The organism is Corynebacterium sp. HMSC055A01 (genome assembly GCF_001809405.1).
Classification (GTDB): domain Bacteria; phylum Actinomycetota; class Actinomycetes; order Mycobacteriales; family Mycobacteriaceae; genus Corynebacterium; species Corynebacterium hesseae.
Window position 1 is genome coordinate 58,667 of sequence record NZ_KV797587.1, and the last position, 20,047, is coordinate 78,713.

9 protein-coding genes, 1 tRNA gene and 2 pseudogenes are annotated in these 20,047 nt (G+C 51.9%); 9 read left to right on the forward strand and 3 right to left on the reverse strand.

What is annotated here, in order from left to right; translation table 11 throughout:
* Window positions 1–34 precede the first annotated feature (34 nt).
* Together HMPREF2604_RS08260 and HMPREF2604_RS08265 are read right to left on the reverse strand one after the other, a co-directional pair.
* On the reverse strand, window positions 35–1,660 hold the full coding sequence (locus HMPREF2604_RS08260; RefSeq protein WP_070564806.1) for a histidine-type phosphatase: 1,626 nt from the start codon (window positions 1,658–1,660) through the stop codon (window positions 35–37).
* Window positions 1,661–1,809: 149 nt separating this feature from the next.
* A tRNA-Asn gene (locus HMPREF2604_RS08265) sits at window positions 1,810–1,882 on the reverse strand.
* A 251-nt stretch (window positions 1,883–2,133) separates the two neighbouring features.
* On the opposite strand from HMPREF2604_RS08265, the gene wecC reads away from it, so the two are divergent.
* The 3 genes from wecC (at window position 2,134) to HMPREF2604_RS13680 (ending at window position 6,397) form a co-directional block, all read left to right on the forward strand.
* Window positions 2,134–3,399, forward strand: a complete 1,266-nt coding sequence (gene wecC, locus HMPREF2604_RS08270) for a UDP-N-acetyl-D-mannosamine dehydrogenase (protein WP_305764409.1) — start codon at window positions 2,134–2,136, stop codon at window positions 3,397–3,399.
* A gap of 135 nt (window positions 3,400–3,534) precedes the next feature.
* Window positions 3,535–4,839 carry a glycosyltransferase family 4 protein gene (locus HMPREF2604_RS08275; protein ID WP_070564812.1) on the forward strand — a complete coding sequence of 435 codons (1,305 nt, stop codon included), beginning with the start codon at window positions 3,535–3,537 and terminating at the stop codon, window positions 4,837–4,839.
* Window positions 4,832–6,397 (forward strand): glycosyltransferase, encoded by a 1,566-nt coding sequence (locus HMPREF2604_RS13680; RefSeq protein WP_083299216.1) that lies wholly within the window; start codon window positions 4,832–4,834, stop codon window positions 6,395–6,397. The genes HMPREF2604_RS08275 and HMPREF2604_RS13680 overlap by 8 nt, the downstream gene beginning before the upstream one ends.
* 286 nt (window positions 6,398–6,683) lie before the next feature.
* Here HMPREF2604_RS13680 and HMPREF2604_RS14335 read toward each other — a convergent pair.
* A pseudogene (locus HMPREF2604_RS14335) lies at window positions 6,684–7,827 on the reverse strand (IS3 family transposase); the annotation flags it as partial.
* A gap of 171 nt (window positions 7,828–7,998) precedes the next feature.
* On the opposite strand from HMPREF2604_RS14335, the gene HMPREF2604_RS08285 reads away from it, so the two are divergent.
* From HMPREF2604_RS08285 to HMPREF2604_RS14525, 6 genes and pseudogenes are all read left to right on the forward strand, one after another.
* A complete protein-coding gene (locus HMPREF2604_RS08285) occupies window positions 7,999–10,638 on the forward strand; it encodes a heparinase II/III domain-containing protein (RefSeq protein WP_070564818.1) in 2,640 nt (879 codons plus the stop codon).
* Window positions 10,639–12,450: an asparagine synthetase B family protein gene (locus HMPREF2604_RS13960; RefSeq protein ID WP_141746447.1), complete on the forward strand. Its 1,812-nt coding sequence runs from the start codon at window positions 10,639–10,641 to the stop codon at window positions 12,448–12,450.
* A gap of 112 nt (window positions 12,451–12,562) precedes the next feature.
* The gene (locus HMPREF2604_RS08300) at window positions 12,563–13,429 is read left to right on the forward strand and encodes an ABC transporter permease (protein ID WP_141746448.1); all 867 of its coding nucleotides are present in this window, start codon (window positions 12,563–12,565) and stop codon (window positions 13,427–13,429) included.
* The gene (locus HMPREF2604_RS08305; RefSeq protein WP_083299218.1) at window positions 13,413–14,243 is read left to right on the forward strand and encodes an ABC transporter ATP-binding protein; all 831 of its coding nucleotides are present in this window, start codon (window positions 13,413–13,415) and stop codon (window positions 14,241–14,243) included. Before HMPREF2604_RS08300 ends, HMPREF2604_RS08305 begins: the two co-directional genes overlap by 17 nt.
* A gap of 50 nt (window positions 14,244–14,293) precedes the next feature.
* Window positions 14,294–15,841 carry a hypothetical protein gene (locus tag HMPREF2604_RS13965; protein WP_141746449.1) on the forward strand — a complete coding sequence of 516 codons (1,548 nt, stop codon included), beginning with the start codon at window positions 14,294–14,296 and terminating at the stop codon, window positions 15,839–15,841.
* Between the two features lie 996 nt (window positions 15,842–16,837).
* Window positions 16,838–17,965, forward strand: a pseudogene (locus tag HMPREF2604_RS14525) (glycosyltransferase family 4 protein); the annotation flags it as partial.
* Between the last annotated feature and the right edge of the window lie 2,082 nt (window positions 17,966–20,047).

Here is a 20,047-nt window from a genome sequence, read left to right on the forward strand (position 1 = left end):
CCGTTACAACACGTGGCTCGGCTGCCTAGACCGGCTAGAAGGGCAGGGGAATGCCGAGCTGCTTAGCCAGAGCCCGAATCTGCGGCTCAAAGGTGACTACCGCGCCCGCGGCGAGAGCAATAGAACCGATCAAGCTGGCGATGATGCCCCAGATGGTAGCGCTAGAGGACAGGGAGCTGGAGTGGGAGGCCTGCTGGTGCTTCGGCTGCTCAAGGCGCGCCTTGGAGTGATCTGAAGTTGCCCCCAGCGGCAGGCAAGCCTCCAACTCGTCCAGGGTGTAGAAGGTCGAGCCCTCTTCGATGGGCTCGCAGCCGTCGTGGAAGGCGATCTCCTTCTCGTTGTAGAGCATGCGCACCAGGGTGTCCCCACGCTCGTTCTGGAAGGCATCCCACTGGATGTTCGCGCCCATGGGGGCGACCGTGTCTCCACGCCAGTCGGAGTTTTCCCAGGAGTACAACTCGCCGGCAGGCGTGCCCTTTTCAGAGCCCGGAAGCTTGAGCAGGGCTGCAAGCGGGATGATGGTCTCCGCGTGCCCGAAGCGATATTCGGCGGCCACGTCGCCGCCTGCTGCGCGGTCCTTGACGCCTTGGATCATGTGCTTCAGCAGTGGCTCGTAGTTGTCGTAGGACACCGTCTGTCCCGCAATAGCCGGTCCCTTCTCGTAGTAGTCCTCCACGTCGAGCAGGTAGGCAAAGGTCGGGCCGCTAGCGTCATCCATGTACTGGTCAAAAATCCAGCCTTCGGCCGGCGTCTTGTCCTCGTGTGCCAGGGCCGGAGCAATGATGTAGAGGTTGTAGAACTGCAGCGCCGCATCCACGATGCCCTCCACCGTCTTCTCCTCCTTCTCGCGGCTCGCAAAGCTGATTGAGCCATCCTCAAGGCCCGCGATGAAGTCCTCGGTAAATATCTTGCGCAAAAGGCTGCGCGACGCGTTCTGGGAGGCCGGCTTGGCGTAGGCTTCATCCACCTTGGCCTCTAGGACTTCCGAGTCCTTCCACTCGGAGTACCTCTCGTAGGACGGCACATTCTTGTCCTTGTGGGCATACATAAGGTCCGTGCGTGCCTCAATGCTGACGTGCCCGTCCTCCATGCCGTCTACTAGGTTGTCTGCGAGCTCCGGCTCCTTTTCCAGCCACGCCTGGCCGAAGTTCCATCCTGAGTCATTGGCCCGGTCCTCCCCAGAGGAGATGTATTTAATTTTGAGGTTCTCCTTGTCGATATCCGCCAACAGTGCGGCGTTGCGCTGGGCATTGCGCTCGCCAACTCCCTGCAGCTCCTCACGGCCCACTACCGTCAAGTTGCCGTAACCGGGCTCTTGACCGGTGCCACCGGTCAGTTCCTTGTTTACGGTGATCATGGCCTCGACCTGCGGGATGAGCTTCTCACCCAACGCGGTGAGCTGACCATGCTCCTGGGCATAGGTGAGCATCTGCTGCGCCAAGTCGTCATACTTGAATCCGGACAGCCCGCGGGAGCCGTGGCGGTCCACAGTGGACGTATAAATCTGGCGGAAGCCCTCCGGTGCCGAGGCATACTCGGAGCCCTGCGGCTCATAGTGCTGCTTGGTGGAGTAGTAGGTAGCGCCGTCAGCCGCCAGCGCGGGTACCGGGGTGACTGCACAAGCAACAGCAGTAGCGACGGCGAGAGCACGAATGCGCATGAGAAAAGTCCTTCGTGAGAAACGGTGGATAGGAGACCACACCACGGTAGAAGAAGGACTTTGCGCGGAGGTTGCGAAAACGTGAACAGTAGGGCTCCGCAGACTCACTGCAAAACGCAAAACCGCCTGCGAACAGGCGGTGAGTTTTGCTCCTCCAACTGGGCTCGAACCAGTGACCCTTCGATTAACAGTCGAATGCTCTGCCAACTGAGCTATGGAGGAATATGTGCGGCTCGCTGAGCAATAAGTATTGCTCGCTGCAACGAGATTTAACTATATAGGGTTGAATTGATCTGGTACAAATCGCCTGCATACTTGCTATATCTGAGGAGGTTTCTCGGGTAGAGGTAGCTAGAACCATTGATGATATGCGAGGGCAGAAAATTTTCGCCGGGCCTATGGCGGCGGAGTCAGCACTAAATGCCTAGTATGGAAGAAACCTGTACCTATGCATGATGTGAGAAAGGGTCGTAATGACTACCGGAAAAGAGTCTATGACCAAGTTTGATTCAGTTTGTGTGGTTGGACTTGGCTATATTGGACTCCCCACTGCGGCGTTCATCGCTTCCAAGGGTGTCAAAGTGACTGGCGTCGATGTGAACCCCACTTTCGTCGAGTCAATTAATAGGGGCGAAGTTCCCTTCTTTGAACCCGGCTTTGAGGAATTGCTTAAGCGCGTTGTCGATGAGGGGTACTTGAGGGCGCAAGCCGAACAGATTCAGGCGGATGCCTACATTGTCTGTGTGCCGACTCCTTTCCGCGAGGACTACAAGGTTGACACGAAGTACATCAACGCTGCAGCCGAGGCCATGGCACCGCACCTGCGCCCCGGCGCCCTCGTAGTTCTGGAATCTACCTCTCCTCCCGGAACGACGGAGGCCATGGCCAAGCAAATTATTGAGCTGAGGCCCGACCTTTCTTTGGATGAGAATGATGAGAATGCAATTTTCGTTGCTCACTGTCCTGAACGCGTTCTTCCGGGGCAGATCATGGAAGAGATGGAGAACAATGATCGTGTCATTGGTGGTTTGACGCCCCGTGGCACGCAGATGGCCTGTGACCTGTACGGAACCTTCTGTACTGCTGAGCTGCTGCAGACGAATGCGACCACTGCTGAGATGGCAAAGCTGACGGAAAACTCATTCCGTGACGTCAACATCGCTTTCGCAAACGAGCTCTCGTTGATCAGCGACCGGCTCGGAATTGATGTTTGGGAGCTTATTGAGCTTGCGAATCATCACCCGCGTGTCAACATTCTTCAGCCCGGCCCAGGTGTCGGTGGGCACTGCATTGCGGTGGATCCTTGGTTCATTGTTTCTTCGGTGCCTGAGGAGGCACGAATTATCAAGATGGCGCGCGATGTTAACGACGGCAAGCCTGAGTGGGTGATTAAGAAGGTCAAGGAAGCGCTCGACGGAAAGCCTGGCGCCGTCGTTGCCGCGCTGGGCATTGCTTTTAAGAACGATATTGATGATCTGCGAGAGTCTCCGTCGCTAAACATTGTGAAGCAGCTCGGAGAAGAGAACCCGCAGCTAGATATTCGAGTAGTCGAACCGAACGTAAATGCATTGCCAGATTCTCTTGCCTCTATCCCGAATGTTTCGCAGCAGGATTTGGATACGGCCATCGCAGAAGCGGATCTGATTCTCTTGCTGGTGAACCACAAGGAGTTCGTTGCTCTGGACACCACCAAGCTCCAGGGCAAGACCGTCATCGATACGAAGGGCATTTGGCGCTAGCTGCGACGCAATCGACATATTCTTTGAATCCCGAGAAGGCGGTGCTTCCCAAACATCTCCTTTCAAAGCGTGTGCTCCGAAGGTGGTAACTTGTAGTGAGAACTTGTCCGCGACTCAAAGATGAAAGTTGGCGTAGTGGAAGTACTAATTATTTCGCAGTATTGGCTGCCGGAAAATGGTGTTCCGCAACGTCGCTGGGCTTGGCTTAGCGAGCTTCTTAAACAACAAGGCCACTCTGTATCGGTGATTGCGCCTCCACCTCAGAGTGATCGAAAGATTGACTTCTCAGTTTGGCGTCGCGAACGGAAGTGGCGGGCGCAAGGAGAGTGGGAAAGAGGAGCCTCAGGTGAAAGAATCGCTCGGAGTGGATTCTTTCCTGCTGGACGGTCGTTGACGGTCCGAGCGATAAATCAAGCTTTCGTGGCACTGGCTGAAGTAGCTGTATTTGCTCGTTGGGGAGGCGTGCTCAAAAGGTACCGCCCCGAAGTAGTAATTGGAACTGTGCCAGCACTCCCAACATCAGTTGTCGCCTGGCTTGCGGCGAAGAAATTTAGTGTGCCATATGTGATCGATTTGCGTGATGCCTGGCCCGACCTGTTGCATCAGTCAGAAAGTTGGAACGTCAGCGTAGGCAAAGTTTCGCTTCGGGAAAAGATTTTGTCGAAGGGGCCGTTGCAGGCAGTTTCTTGGATAACTAAGCGCGTATTAAATCGCGTGTTGCGTGACTCGGCTGCGATTATTGCAACTTCAAGCGAGCTTGCGGATGACCTTCGCACTCGAGAAGAATTGAGGAAGAGCGGGCAGATCCCTCCGATCTTCACAATTCGAAATGTCTTTCCTGTGGCAACCGAATTCCGAAAGTCTCCTGAGCCTAGGGATGGAAGTGCAGCTCTGCGGGTACTTTATGCAGGTACAATTGGAAGGGCCCAAGATCTTCAGAATGCGCTCAATGCAGTCGAGATTTGTAAAAGGCGTGGTGTGGCGGTCGAACTTCGTCTAGTCGGAGCTGGTGCGGCGAAGGATGCTTTACGAGAGCAGGCAACCTCTCTAGGGACCGCGGTCAAATTTGAGCCAAGGTTTCCTGCAGAAACTCTTGATAAGTACTATGAGTGGGCGGATACTGCATTGGTCCATCTTGCTGATTGGGAACCGTTGTCGCGGACAGTCCCCTCAAAGCTTTACGAGCTTATGGAGACGGGTGTCCACGTTTCCGCTGTTGTTAAAGGGGAAGCAGCTGGCATCGTTCAGAAGCTAGAGGTCGGGGATGTAGTGTCACCGAACTCTCCAGATGAATTGGCGCAATTGTGGACAGAGCTCGCCGCGGAACCTAGTCGACTCGAGAAAGGACCCACTGGTCGTGAATGGGTTATTTATCAGCGAGAGAGCCTTGTCCCGCAGACCATAAGAGACGTCCTAGAGAGCGCTTGTTCGAATGATTAAGCGGTTATTGCATTTTTTGGTTTCATGTTCAATGCTTTCTGAAGCCTTGTGGCAAATGATTCATGACGATCCTCGGAACTTCTTGTTCAAGGTCTCTGAGAGAATTCGGATGTCGAGCCTCGGAAAAATGATCCCTGCTGTGGTTCCCAAATTGTCGCGGCTGGTCGAGGGATCGGGCCAAATTGATCGTCTTTTTCGAGAAGGTGCGTTAACGGAACTTATTTCACTAGGTCAAGGCCCTCATGCTAGCGAATTTGCGCGTTCGGACCGGCGAAAGATTTTACGTGCCAGTGAGCGTTGGGAATTGCTTCATCGGGATGTTAAGGCTTCTATTAAGTCGCTCGGGCGTAGTGCCCTTGGGGGTGAGATCAGGGATACGCGCGTAGCGTTTTTCCTAACAAATAGCGTTCCTTACACACAGTCTGGTTACACTTTTCGTTCTCACGAAATGGCGAAAGCATTGCGAGAAATTGGCCAATCTGTTTCTATGATGACCCGCTTTGCTTATCCGCTTGTTGTTGGAAGATTTCCGAAGAGTTCAGCCGAGGAGATTGAAGGAATCTCCTACTACCGTCAACTGGCAGCTAATTACCCGCCTTCTCTCCTCGATCGTCATCGGAAGTCTGTTCAACTCTTGGTCGATTTGCTTCGGGAATTACGGGTCGAAGTTGTTCACACAACCACGGATTTCAACAATGCGTTGGTGGTTGCTGAAGCTGCAAATGTCGTCGGAATCCCCTGGGTGTACGAAATCCGAGGTGAATTGGAAAAGACATGGCTATCGAGACATCCTCAGGACCTTCAAGCCGAACTAAAGGAATCTGACTTTTACAAGGCGGCACGAGAACAAGAAGAACAGTGTATGAAGGCGGCCGGCGCAGTTATCGTCCTAAGCGAGGTATCGCGGAAACAGCTAGTTGCGCGTGGTATTGAGCCCTCAAAGATTCGCGTAATTCCAAATGCGGTCGAAAGTAAATTCGTCGGGCTGAAACATGATCGTAACGAGTTGAGAACCGAGTTAGGCATTAACGGAGAAATTGTTGTTGGAACAGTTACTTCAGTTGTCGGGTATGAGGGCCTCGACACACTGCTGCGAGCTTCAGCGCATCTACCGAAGGTAACCGTCCTGATTGTAGGAGATGGCAGCGAACGTCCTGCGCTGGAAACATTGGCCGATGAACTCAACATTGCTAATCGCGTGATTTTTGCCGGAAGACAGTCTAATGACTCAATTTGGAAATGGTATGGAGCGTTGGATGCGTTTGTTGTGCCTCGACGAAACACTGAAGTGTGTCGAACAGTTACACCGATTAAGCCTTTAATGGCACAAGCACTCGGGATAGAAGTGATATGTAGTGATCTGCCAGCGTTGCGCGAGATTACAGGAAATTTTGGCACCTATGTAGCTCCAGAGTGCCCAGAAGAACTCGCAATTGCGCTTTCTGAGGTTGAGAGAGACATGCCTAGGAACTCTGAGGCAATCCGTTGGGCTGCAGAGCATACGTGGTTAGCTAATGCCTTGCGAGTACGAGAGCTTTACGATGAGTTACTTCGGTAAAGTATTTATGGCTTTTGTTTGCGAAGTTCGGAGCTTTTCGACGATAACGTACTTTATATCCGCGCGGAAGGCATCGCGTGCGCTGTCAGCTTCGAACGAAATCGGGAATTTTTGCTGCAGTTTCTTGTCGATCGAGTTGAATTGGTGGATGAGACATTCCCAACGGGGAACGAGACTTTGAAGCATCTTGGAGCTAGTTCCGCTTAAAGTCGGCCCTGTGCTGAGCGGGCCCGGAGTGATTGGAACAGGCTTTTACCTCCTGTGGAGTAGCGAAGCTCAACGCTCAATGAAGCCGCTTGGTGTTCCACCAATGCTCCCGCCGCGAGGAGATCCGCTCAACCTCTGTGACTGACGGTTAAGGACCCTTAGCACCAACCAGTTCGGCTTTGTCGCCCCGTTGAATGTCTCGGCTAGAACGTTGTTATTAGAATCGCCGTATGTTCCTACGCTTGGTCGAGCTTCGAATTCAGCTTGATCCCTAGAACGCTTTGGCGACGCGTAATGGCTGCTCTGAACGCTATCGGCTAATCAGCTGGCTACCATGGATTCGCATTGCAGCCGTAAACACTTGCTGCAAGGCTTCGAACGGCATTGAATCGGTATGCAACTTAGAGCGTGTAGCAATACCAAAAGTTTTCGGCTGTAGGCTTCCACGATAACTGTGGTTTAGGCCAACTTTGACAGGGTGCGAAATAACGAAGAATAGGTAGCCCAAAGCCTGCCTGATACTTGTGCACAGAGCTTTCGTTGCACCCGGTATGCGTGATGATTGGGGAGTTTCGGGCTGATCCGTGGTTCGTCGGGTTTGTCCACGTTCGAGTACGCTCACACCCGCCATCTTCTTAAACAAGCGGTCTCGTCGCGGCTAATTTGAATGGCTTTAAGGTTCACCGAGTGCTACATTTTGGGGACTCCGTAGACCGAGAAAATTCGCCGCGTATACGCGTTGAACCTTTGGGACGAGCAGCCGATCGCTGAATGCTCTTAAGTAGGGGGACACGAGTTGTAGGTTTGAGGTTGACGCGTGAGGGGGGGCTGAATCCACGATCTGCTTGTTTAAAGACCCTGCCATTGGTCCCGAGAGTAAACCAATCTTCGTACGAGCCGAAGTAGGAAATCATTTCGTCGTGGAGCGGTCGAATTCCGCTCCGAAAGGCCGAACGAGTCTTAAAGATTCAGTTGGTTGCTTTAGACCGCGGAATTCTCGGCCGAGGCGCCCCAAGTCTTCCTTAATTGTTCGCTGCCTGACGCGTCAGAACTACCACCTATTGAGACGCTTCTTCGGTATCAAGCCTGCGACGTGTGGTTGAGTCCAAGCAGCTCGTCAACGTTGGTGAAGGCAGGTTGCAATGAGCAAGCCTTGAGCGGACAATTTCAACGACCAGATAGACTACATTCTCCGTGAGCTCAACGGATAGCAATCTAGACATAGTTGGATTCCTGTCGAGCGAAGGTAGAAACTAAATCTAGGATACTTTCCGAAGCTACCCCGTGATCCAGTAGCTACTACGCAGACTCACAGTACCAACTACTACAACCCGACACGCTGTAGTATTGTCACCTGAATGTGTTGCTGACCCTTCGTATTAGAATGAGACACCATGCGAATCCAGGAGTTACCCCGCGAAATCCGAGACTTTGTACCAAAGTTTAAAGTCGAGTCTTCTGCGGAATATACGCGCCAATTTTTGACTAAAGGGCTGGTCAACCTCGATCATGACATTTTGGAATCTCTCGATGAACGCTTCTGGGCTTCGGAGCGTCAGCGTTCTGAAGGGCGTAAGGCTCATGCTTGGTTCTTCTTGCGGGAATGGAACTCTGCCGCCTCGGCTCTCGATGATGAGGAACGCTTAAATATCGTTAAGAAGTTTGCGAGTCTTCTTCCACTGTGGTTTGAATCTCGCAATTCGTTAGGTTCAATGGCCTACCATGATGAAACCACTGCGCAACGTGTAATTAATACTGCCGTTTTCCGTACCCTATTTGCGCCAGAAATTGATTCGATTGGGTTTTGTTCGCTTGTCAAGAATTTGAATGAAGACATAGACCTGTTAAAGTCGGAATCTTTTTATGCGGGGAAAAACAACCACGGCATGTTCCAGGACATTGCCTTGCTGGTTGCTCATGCCCTTGGTTGTGCCGATGTTGAAGCAAAAAATACGGGTATTAAGCGCCTCATTGCGTATTTCGATTCGTGCTTTACGCACGACGGAATTCATACTGAAAATAATCCGACGTATCACGTAATGGTGTCGAAATATGTACGGCTCGTCGCTCAATATTTGGCGGTCATCGGGGAAAAAGCGAATCTCCGCCAATTGGATGAGTTGCTCAAGAAGGCGGATAAGTTTGCGGCTTTTTGCGTGATGCCGAACCTGTCGTTCCCCCCAATTAGCGACACCAAACTTGGAAAGCTGAATGCGGGCAATGCCAGGCGAGTCTACGGCGATGGATTTTTTGTTGGTGCGCTGACCGGCGGAAGCGAAGGCGCACTCCCCGAATCGAAATCGATGGTGGCAGAGGAGAGCGGCTATTTGATCGCGCGCAGTGGTTGGCAACAGTCCGATAGTGTGTTGTTCTTCAGCGCCGCGTACAACGACGACTATCACAAGCACTCGGACGAGCTAAGCGTTTATCTTTTCGCAAATGGGCACCCATTACTTGCAGAGGCTGGTCCAAACGGTTATCAATACGACGATCCGTTTACTCGGTATGCGTTCTCTAGCGCTGCACATAATTCATTGATGGTAGATGGGGTGGGCCTTCCCAGAGTTGATAAGAAGGCAAATCTCACCTGCATGACTGACTTGTCTTCCGATGACAAAATTGTCGTACGAGGAACGACCCAACGTTTCGAGGGGGTAAACTGGTCACGCACGGTGGAGACAGACCGTGAGTCAAAAAGTGGTCATTATCGGTTTGTAGACAAAATCGAATCATCAGAGAGGCATTCTTACAAGTTTATTTGGCACTTGGGCGAGTCCGTTGTGCCCGTAGTGCGTGGGTCAATCGTTGAATTTTTTAGCATTGATAAACGGGAAAAAATTGGCGAACTGTCTTGTTTATCCGGGGAGGCAAAGACCGTCGAGGTAATCAAGGGGCGTAAGCACCCACAAATCCAAGGCTTTTCCTTTCCGCGGATGGGTAAAAAGTCGGAATCGTATGCCATCGAATACACTTTTGATGCGGTTGGGCTCGAAATTGAATGGACTATGAGAACTCACGGCTATCTCATAAAGCCGAGGGGGATTAACCCTTGGAATGAGGAATGGGAGACCTTTTATGGTGAGAAGCCTGTTCGGTATCTCTTAGAAAACGCTGAACGTGCTTCTGGCGGATTGTTAGTAGTCTTTTCGGCTGTAAATCCAGTAGGGGACTTCACCTATAACTACCGTGCGTCACTAAAGGACTACTCGGGTGCAGTTATGTACATTTTGGATGACTTTGGCGACCAGGGCGCCTACTATTTGGCGGGAAACCGTGAGCAAGCGGAGTTTCGGAGCGTCCAGGGCGCGCTGCGCAGTGTCCTTCAACGCCTTGATTTGAAACCAAGTAGCGTGACCACATTGGGATCATCAAAAGGCGGCACCGCGGCTCTGATCCATGGCGTAGCCTTGGGGGCTCAGCAAGTATATGCAGGAGGTCCTCAATTTCGGGTAGGTAGTTTCCTACAAACTCCTCATCCAAACATCTTGAAATACATGGCGGGCTCGTGTTCTGCGGAATCTGTTAAGTGGGCAGACGAAATCGTCCGTAGATGCCTTATGTCCGGTGCTAGACAGACGGAGCTAGTGATAGTCGTTGGTGAGAGCGATGGCCATTACAGGAAGCATGCTGTTCCACTCGTGGACCAGGCAAGGACTTTAGGGTATAGGGCCTCTTTGTTGCTATTGCCCGGGACGACGCACGGGGAGCTCGGTGCGGCGTTTCGGCAGTTTGTCTCGTCGTTTGCGAAAATGACGCTTACGGATACTGAGATTGTTTTGCCAAATGCTTCGTCGTACAACGCTAAGACGCAAGAGTACGGGGTTGTCGTACAACTACCGGTTGGCTACCAGGCAATGGCCCAGCTACAGATAGACGGTAAACCTTTTGGTCCCACCAAGAAAATTATCAATGGGGCAGTTCGCTGGACGGTTCCGCAATCCGGAATTGTACGTGCCCGCGTCTACATCGAAACTCCGCCTGACGGCAAGCGGCTTGCCTTCGGCACAAATCCGATTCGAGTTAAGGTTAATTAAATGGCTATTGGCGTTCCTGTAGTTGTAAGTCGCTCTCTAAGCGGAGAAAATTCCGGTTCGAAAGCCAATTTTGACGTCGTTAATCAAATCTCAGTAGGTACGCAAGGGCGATATACAGTTCTCGGTGTCCATGGTTTCGGGCTCCTTAATGACAGAGCGATCGCAAACGCTGAAGACGCCGCACGAGCCCTTGGGCGCACTCATAATTCTCCCGAATCAATTGGAGCGAGTATCCGAGGGTCATTGACTGTGTATCTCTGGGATTCGAAAACTGGCAATCGCGTGATTCTCACCGACCCGTTGGGGAGCGGAATTGTATTCTATTGGGTAGATAGCTGGGATTCCTCGAAGTGGGCGATTTCTTCGTCATTGAATGATCTCAAAAATGTCCTTACCTCTAAGAATGTGCGTCTCGAAAAGTCGTTGTCATATTTGGCACTTCTTGGTGCGGTTGGGCACGGGGGAGTTTTTCCTTCCTCGTACGAAGGGGTTGAAGCGCTTCCACAATTCGGCTTTTTCGTTTGTAGCTCAGAGCAGTTTAAAATTGCTTACTACTCGAATTTTCGTGAAGAGTTTTTTGACGTACGCCAAGGTAGTCCTGAATACTACGAATGCCAGTTGGAACGACTTCGTGATGAAGTCATTGAAAATATCAATCGCGTTAGCGAGTACCCAGCTTCGGCATATATTTGCCAGTTGACGGGGGGAATGGATTCGCGCACGGTTCTGGCTGCGCTTTCCGCTACGGACTATCTAAACCGTTACGCCACGTTTACAACTGGTGCCCCGACTTCGCCCGATATGGTTATCGCACGCGCTATTACGCGTGAACTTGGACTCAGAGCTACACAGTTCTCTGGGGTCTCGACTGTAATCGCTCCGCCAAACATTCAAGAGGGTGCGCAATGGAGCATGCTCGAAACCGGTGGCTTGCTTTCTGGGCTTGCAAATATCGGTCTCCGGGCAAACCCCAATTCCGTTGTGCTAAGTGGTGGATACGGTGAATTCCTTCGAGGAGTTTTTGGAGAATTCGCCGTGGATTCGAGTGTGGATAAGAAGCGACTTTGGTTGCGGAAGATTCTTCTCGGATTGGGGGACCCGACCAACAAGCGGATTGCAGCAGGTGGAATTTTCTCAGATAAAGTTGTAGAGAGAACAGAGCGAGTGGTTGACGATGTGCTTTCTTCTCACGTCGAACTCGGGTTGCCTGATGATGCGCTTCCTGAATTGATGTATTTCCAAGTGAAAAATAGGTATTTTGTAGGAGAAACAACCCGGTCAATGAGTGCCTTTGCTCATCGATTTGACCCACTCTACGCGAAGTCCATTTTTGGAGCGTCGCTTTCCTGTGAACGCAAAAAGCGCTTTCTTAATTTTGTTCAGCTGGATTTTGGTCGTAAATTTAATCCGAAACTAATGGCCTTACCGTACGATACGCCAAGAATTTCGCCAGAGTACTTGAAGCACAATATGGACTTTTCCCCTGCGGAATTTTCTTTCGATGGTTCCCCGAAATTTGTAGACCACTACCCAGGATCCGTCCACAGGATTCCGGGCAGTGTGAGCAGTAAGATCACTCCTCAAGAACATGCGGAAGCAGAGCGGGTCGGCATGCCTGCGCGTTTCGTTGCCAATTGTGCAGATAACCAGCGAGTTATGGCCGAACTTCTCGAACAAATCGATCAAGAAGTGCTGGCGAAAACTTTCCGTTTGGAAGCGCTTGATTCGTTGGTGAGGAAGATGCCGGACTCACGTCCGGCTTTCCGAATGATTCAAAACCTTCATGATGCTCTTGTCTGGTACCAGGGTTGAAAGGGACCGATCATGTGCGAGCAGGAACTGGACAGGTTGTTCCTCGAGTAGTCGAGCTTGATTACTGTGGAATGCAATTGTAAACCGAACATCTGGTGAAAGGCCTTTGACGTTGAGCGACGGTTTGGACAATCTACAACTGGTTGATGAAGGCGGTCTGCGGACACTTAAGGCTCGGCCACCTTTTACAAAGTATCTTCGAGAGCTCTGGAAGATACGTCATTTCATTGTGATGGATGCGAGGGCCCGGTCCTTCGCCGATGGGCGGGGAACATTTCTGGGCGTAATTTGGGTTGTTCTAAATCCCGCGATTCAAGTTGCTCTATATGCGTTGGTTTTTGGCGTTTTTCTCAAAACCAGTCGCGGGATGGACAATTATGTAGGCTTTCTTGTAATCGGAGTAGTCTATTTTGGATTTATAACGACAGGACTAAATGCTGGAGCATTACTGGTCCAGAGGAACCGAGGGCTGATTAGCTCATTCAATTTTCCAAAAGCTGCTGTGGCGATCTCGGCGACGCTTCGAGGTGCGTTCGATGGCTCTGTTTCGGCAGTTCTTGCGGTCGTATTTGCATTGCTGTTTCAGATTGACCAGATGCCTAGTTGGACAATTTTGTTGGTTATCCCCATCTATCTACTGATGCAGATCTTTATTGCGGGGACGATCTTCGTCATAGCTCGAGCAACGGCGTTCGTTCCAGACCTCCGGTCACTCATTAGCGTCGTGACCCGTATCTTGTTCTTTACTTCGGGAGTTTTTTGGCCGGTGCAAAGATTCGTGCATCATCCGACTATACTGGCGATTCTTAATTGGAACCCTGTCCATCAATTTCTCACTATGATCAGGCTCTGTGTCTTGGACGGGGTGGTACCGTCGCTCACCCAATGGCTATACCTGGCTTCCTGGTCATTTGGCTTGCTGGCATTTGGGTTGTGGATTTTCTGGAGGGCGGAGCATAAGTATGCAAGCATTAAATGAGCCCTCAGTCGTCGTACGTGATGTCTCCAAGACATACCTAGTTAATCGCGACGGAAGTGAACATGGTCTGTGGTTAAAGCGACGCGGAACGAAGGTTGAAGCGCTTAAATCGACGAACTTTGTTGTGTTAAAGGGGGAATCCATCGGAATTATTGGAAAGAACGGCTCCGGTAAATCCACTCTCTTGAAGATGATCGCTGGACAAGAAAAGCCTACATCTGGAGAAATCTTAGTTTCCTCAGAGCCGGCCCTACTCACTGTCAGTGCCGCGCTTCAACAGCACCTGACAGGGATGGAGAATATTCGTCTGGGTCTGTTGGCCAGTGGGTTAACTCCAGAAGCGGTGTCAGAAGTGGAAGACTCTGTCGCCAATTGGGCAGACATTGGTGATGCAGTGCACCGACCAATGAATACATATTCTTCTGGAATGGGCGCGCGTCTCAAGTTTTCGATTGCCACGGCAGTTAAACCCGATATTTTGTTGGTTGATGAAGCACTTGCGACAGGCGATACCGCTTTTGCTGCTCGAGCCAAACAGCGAATGGATGAGTTCTTGGCCGATGCTGCGACAATATTCATCGTCTCTCACGCACCGACAACGATTCGTGAAAACTGTACACGGGCAATTTGGATCCACGAGGGTCAAGTAATCGCCGATGGAGATGCTTACTATGTTTCTTCCCAGTATGGCAAGTGGAGTAAAGCGGTAAGTGAAAATGATCGGGTCACGGCCGGCAAGATTCTTCGAAGGATGGCCGGAGACTATGTCGCTCCGAGGATTCTCTTTGATACCGAGGCTGCAAAACTGCTTTGACCGTTTCGAGGGCGGAGCCGTTCTTGGTCTTGGGATGCTATCTTTGAAACATGTCTCTTGGTCTAGAAGTACGAGTTCCAAAACAACATGTTGAAGACGGCTATACTTTCGTAGCTCGATTTCACTCTACTGTTACCGGGTTGCAAAAGTCGGTTCGTGTCGTTCCTGGAAATGATCGCTCTCTTTGCGATGATCCTCAATTTGATTTTGTTGATACCAAGACGATAGTTTACCTACAAAAAATCAGCCCGGACGGAACAGTAAGCGAAATTTCACCTCGGGTTCGTTTGGGTGTACTTGATGGCCTACGTTTGTTTCCCGTCGAAAAACTCTACAAGTCTTCTGCCGAAGGTGACGCCTGGAAGGGGCAAGCGAAAGTCGTATTTCAAACAGCTCAATGGATTACGACGGAATCAGCTCGCAACAGGATTCAGGCAATGGCAGCAGCATTCGCGCGGTTGCGTGTGCCCCAGGGGGCTCGGGCTCGTGGAATTCTGCTAGATGAAATGCTGAAGCTCCTCAATGCATCTCGAGATGACTGCGCTCTTGTCGATGTGTTGGTTTACGCAAAGTTGCTTCTTGACCTTAAACTCTCGCAGCACCGTGTTGGTTCGTACCGTGTCCATGGTCATCTTTCTCAAGAATACTCAGCGGAACTTGAACGGATTCGGCGCGTTGGTATGAGCTTTCCCTTCATGCCACTGACTAGTTCATTGTGTGTGGGAATATCTGATGCTTTAGGGCAGAGAGGTGAAGCGTCAGCAATCGCGAACCGTGTTCGAGCGCGGTTTGATATTTCGCAGAACTCCGCAGAAACAGGGGTTTTTACCTTTGGCGAAATAAAGAACGATTTCCCGTCTTTGGGGGTTCAGTTTTATGATTTGGTGGGAACGACAGCGGCTGTTGGTTCGAAGCAAACCACAATTTTGTATTCGGGAAATCCCGAGTTTTATCGGGCGTATCTAGGCCGCATTTTCTATTTCATGACCGTGTTCGAAGAGTATCATTATCACTTTTCGCTGCTCGGGCCTCGTAAGGAAGCCAATGAGTTTGTCGATGAGATGCTGCAGCTTTGGAATGCAATGGCGAGCATTAAACGCCAAGCTTCGCGAAATCGCTTGTCGGTGTCATTTGCCGAGGTTCCTGAAAATCTGCCGAATCGGGTTTCATTCTTGGCCTCTGCGCGGTATCTGTTTGCCGCTCAGAATATTGAAAAATTCCCGAAGGGTCTTTGGATTCACGATATTGACCTTTATCCGGATGGTGATTTTCGCCCGATAATCGGACGAATCCCCAAAACGGCAGATATTGCAATTAGCTTGTCTCCTTTCTTAGGTGGAATTCTTCCCTGGAAGCGGTTCTTAGCGGGAAATGTTTATCTAAGAAGTACTCCAAAAACTCAACGGTTCCTCTCTTGCGTACAGGAGTATCTTGACTATTGGCTTCAAGCGGATGGCTCTTGGATGATTGATCAAAACGCTTTGGCATACGGTGCGGAGAAAACAGTGGGTCTCGAGTACTTCGACCTGTTGGCTAGTCATATTCCGATGCGTCAATCGAGTATGGCGTCGTTGCTCGAGGGGACTGTCGGGCACTAGTGCAATCGGCGAGCGTTCGCTAACTTGTGCAGATCGAGAACTGCGTATGAGAGGTTAATTGAACCGCAGTTCCCTGCGAACCATTTTTTGTTCTACCAAGCTATGGAACAGATATCCGATGCGTTGAGAACCTAGAAGTGGTAGTCTTCCCACGACAGTAGTTAATTTTGAATGGGTAGCTTTCTGCGAGAAACTGCAGCCCAAGGCTCCGAATTGAAGTGAAAGTACGGGATTAAGAATATGCATCTTGACGAATTTAGAAGTCGTGAAGGAATGCGACAGCTTCGCATCGCGGAGACTGTATCAGATCCGGAAGGTGCGTATGCGAAGTTGGCGGCGCTGTCGGGGCCTTCGCAGGCGAAGAAGATGCGCGAGATGGAAAGGGATCGTCAAGATCTAAAGCGCCGTGTGTCGGAGGCACACCGCAAGATTAAACTGCTCCAGAAAGAGAATGCTGATCTGAAGCGCGAGCAAGAGTTGGCGAAGGATCGTTTGGAAAAGCTGCGGAAGTCGCGTTCTATGTACGTAGGACGGGCGGTGACCAGCCCGGCCCGCTTTGGCCGTAGTTTTGTGAAAAGCCCGAAGAAAACTTCAAAGGATACGGCTAGGAAGTTCAATAGGGCGTGGAAGAAGCTTCGCTCCAACTTTAATGGGCCCCAGTTGAAGAGGCCGGATAGGGCGGCGCAGGCCGCACGAAAACCCGAAGCGAAGACGCAAGCATTCAAACCGGCGATGAACCTGACACCGGCTGAGGCCTTTGCGCGAGATAAGTCAGCAGGCGCACTCGAGAGGTTGATGAACCATAAGTGGTACATCGAGGGTGCGATTACGGAGACTGCGGCGCTGCTCTCCGAGAATGCTGATCTCCGCGGGGATATGTCGGAGAAGGGCCAGATACTGGCTGTACGTATCATGGGTGCCGCCTCCCTGAATGTGGAGCAGCTTTTACCGGCACGTAGTAAGGGCACTGCATACGTTGTGGAGCCGCGACGTGTGATGTACTGCGTACACCAAACCCCAGTGTACAACTCTAATGGTTACTCCACGCGTACTAGAGGAGTGGCTAAGGGTCTGAAGGCCGCTGGTTGTGATGTGGTTGTCGTAGGACGTGCCGGTTACCCCTGGGACTCCAAGGCGGATGTGAAAAAGCCAAAAGAGCTGCGAAAATCCGTCGAGTTGGATGGCGTTGATTACGTCCATCTTCCTGGAGGAAACCTAAACCGAGACCCCTTTGACTTGTTTGTCCTTGAGTGCGCGGATGCGCTGGTGCGTGAGGCGCGTATCCAACGACCTCGTGTAATCCAGTCGGCCTCTAATTTCCGCACGGCGCTGCCGGCGCTTGTTGCTGCGCGCCGCGTTGGTGTTCCATTTGTTTATGAGGTCCGTGGGCTGTGGGAGTTTACCGAGGTTTCGGCGAAGCCGCACTTCAAGGACACCGAACGCTTCAATCTCATGCGTGACCTTGAGACTTTCGTAGCACAAAATGCCGACGTAGTTCTTGCTATCACCCGACAGGTGGAACAAGAGCTTGTTGCGCGGGGCGTTCCGGCAGACAAAATCGTTGTTGCTCCAAATGCCGTTGATCAGGACGTTTTTCTTCCTCTGCCGCGCGACGTAGATTATGCGAAGTCGAAGAGGATTTCCACAGAAGTTCCAATCATCGGTTTTGCGGGCTCGATGGTCGAGTACGAAGGTCTGCACCTCCTGTTAGAGGCTTCGTCACGCCTACAGCAGCGCGGTATTGGGCACCAGATTGTGTTCGCCGGCTCAGGTGCCGCCGAGGATACTCTCAAAGAACAGGCTCGAGTGTTAGAGCTCGGAGACTGGGTCCGTTTCCTCGGTCGTCTGCCACAAGAGGAAATGCCGCGCCTACAGTCGACGTTTGACATCGTGTGCTGCCCGCGTCTGTCGACTATTGTCACTGAACTTGTAAGCCCGTTGAAGCCACTCGAGTCGTTTGCAACAAGCAAGGCCACCGTACTTTCCGATGTTGCTCCCAACGTCGATCTCGCGGGGGAGGGCAACTCCCGAGCTTTGCTGTTCGAAGCTGACAACGTTGAAGCCCTAGAACGCGCCTTGGAGAAGGTTATCGTCGACGACGATCTTCGAGCTGACCTGGGACGTACCGCGCGTTTATGGACTGTGACAGAGCGTTCGTGGACCTCCATCGGAGAGCTCATGGCCCAAGCTCATAAACAAGCCGAGATCTTGTACGCGGACGCCACCGCTAACTCACGTTCTCTTCGCGAGCTCCACGTCGGTGTCGTCGGCGACGAGTTCACTCGCACGACACTGCAGTCTGCATTTGACGTTGAGCTTCTCGACCGTGAACGCTGGCGCGACCAGCTGAACAATGGCCGACAGTTCGATCTCATCTTCGTCGAATCCGCGTGGGAAGGTAACGAAGGACAGTGGAGCCGTGGTATCGGCCACTATTCGGATGAGGAAAGCGCTGATCTCCGTGGGCTATTGAATCTGGCGAAGGAACTTGGAGTTCCCACTGTGTTCTGGAACAAGGAGGATCCGGTCCACTTCGCGCGATTCGCCCCGAACGCTGCGCTCTTCGACCACGTGTTTACTACTGATGCCAACGTCATCCCGCGCTACCACGCGACTCCGGGACAGGTGAACAAAACGATTTCCGCATTGCCGTTCTACGCGCAGCCAGAGATCCACAATCCGTTGCCAACGGACCGTCCGTTCCATGAATCCATTGCCTACGCCGGTACCTACTACGGTGACCGATACAAGGAGCGCTCAAAGGGACTCGAAATGCTGCTGGAGGCTGCGAGTCGATACCCGCTGGACATTTACGATCGCCAGGCGAAGAACCCGGATTCACCGTATAAATTCCCATTGAAGTACCAGCCGAGCGTTCGCGGCGCACTCCCGTATGCTGAGGTCATCAAGTCTTACCGGACCCACTTAGTGCATTTGAACGTGAACTCTGTTCTAAACTCGCCGACGATGTTCTCCCGTCGTGTGGTGGAAATCCCAGCGTGTGGTGGCTTGGTGCTTAGCCCCTACGGTCGTGGCATTACAGAGACTCTTGGCTCGAATGTAGCGTGCTCCAACCGCGATGACGATCACCGTGCTTGGCTTTACGACTGGACCTCGAACCCGCTTGGTCGTCTCGAGGAAATTTGGCGTCAGATGCGCACCATCTACCGCTCTCACACCACGGAGACAGCGCTCGCCATTTTAGCCCGCACAGCTGGAGTTCCAGTCAGCGGTCTCCACCTCGCCCAATATGTCGCACGTCTCGAACTTGTTGATTGCGATGCCTCCACCCGCGACGAAATCATCACCGCCCTTCTATCGCAATCTCGTCTACCGCTCGCAGTACTATCGAATAGCCTGAACGATACCGATCGGTCGCAAATTGAGGCTGCCGGAATTCGCGTCGTCGATTCGCTGCAGGAAGCGGAAACTCTCTCAGAAAATCTATTTGAGGTCGCGTTCGCTCAACCAGCCGCACGTACTTTTGCGGAAGACGTGCTGCTGCCGACTCGGTTCGGCGATTACGAGGAGATTCACGTCCGCGACAGCGAAAGTTTTGCTATCAGCGATCCGACCATCGAGCTCCTCGGGGATGCTGAGGCCGCTGGTCGTTCCTCGGACGGGATTGTCGCCCGGCGTATCGGGGACCAGAGTCTGGGCTACCCACGCGTTGTCGTGACATTGCCGGTTGAACACGACATTGAGTTCTGGAACGACGCGGATTCACCTGCAGCCACACGAACCACGCAACAAACTGATGAGACGAGTGCCGCTGATGCCTTCTATGGCAAGAAAATTGTAATTGCTGGCCACGATCTAAAGTTCGCGCAGGGGATTTTGGCTGCACTGCAAGACGCCGGCGCTGAAGTGCTGATAGATCAGTGGGAGAGTCACTCAAAGCATGATGAGGCGCACTCCCTAGAGTTGCTGAAACAAGCAGATGTTGTTCTCTGCGAATGGGGATTGGGTAATGCCGTCTGGTACTCCCAAAACGTTCGCGAGGATCAGCGGCTTGTCGTACGTGTTCACTCACAGGAGCTTTTCCGGCCCTATTTGAAGCAGACGTTTGTTGAAAACGTCGACAAGTTTATCTTCGTCGGAGAGCTCATCCGTGCTGCCGCAGTGACGTCCCATGGTATCCCGCCGGAGAAAACGGTAATCATTCCGAATCCTGTGGACATTGAAAGCCTTGCGATCCCGAAGGAG

What these genes read in the sequence shown, in the direction of transcription:
- HMPREF2604_RS08260 (WP_070564806.1), bottom strand. Translation starts at nt 1,660, where the DNA reads ATGCGCATTCGTGCTCTCGCCGTCGCTACTGCTGTTGCTTGTGCAGTC.
- wecC (WP_305764409.1), top strand. Translation starts at nt 2,134, where the DNA reads ATGACTACCGGAAAAGAGTCTATGACCAAGTTTGATTCAGTTTGTGTG.
- HMPREF2604_RS13680 (WP_083299216.1), top strand. Translation starts at nt 4,832, where the DNA reads ATGATTAAGCGGTTATTGCATTTTTTGGTTTCATGTTCAATGCTTTCT.
- HMPREF2604_RS08285 (WP_070564818.1), top strand. Translation starts at nt 7,999, where the DNA reads ATGCGAATCCAGGAGTTACCCCGCGAAATCCGAGACTTTGTACCAAAG.
- HMPREF2604_RS13960 (WP_141746447.1), top strand. Translation starts at nt 10,639, where the DNA reads ATGGCTATTGGCGTTCCTGTAGTTGTAAGTCGCTCTCTAAGCGGAGAA.
- HMPREF2604_RS08305 (WP_083299218.1), top strand. Translation starts at nt 13,413, where the DNA reads ATGCAAGCATTAAATGAGCCCTCAGTCGTCGTACGTGATGTCTCCAAG.
- HMPREF2604_RS13965 (WP_141746449.1), top strand. Translation starts at nt 14,294, where the DNA reads ATGTCTCTTGGTCTAGAAGTACGAGTTCCAAAACAACATGTTGAAGAC.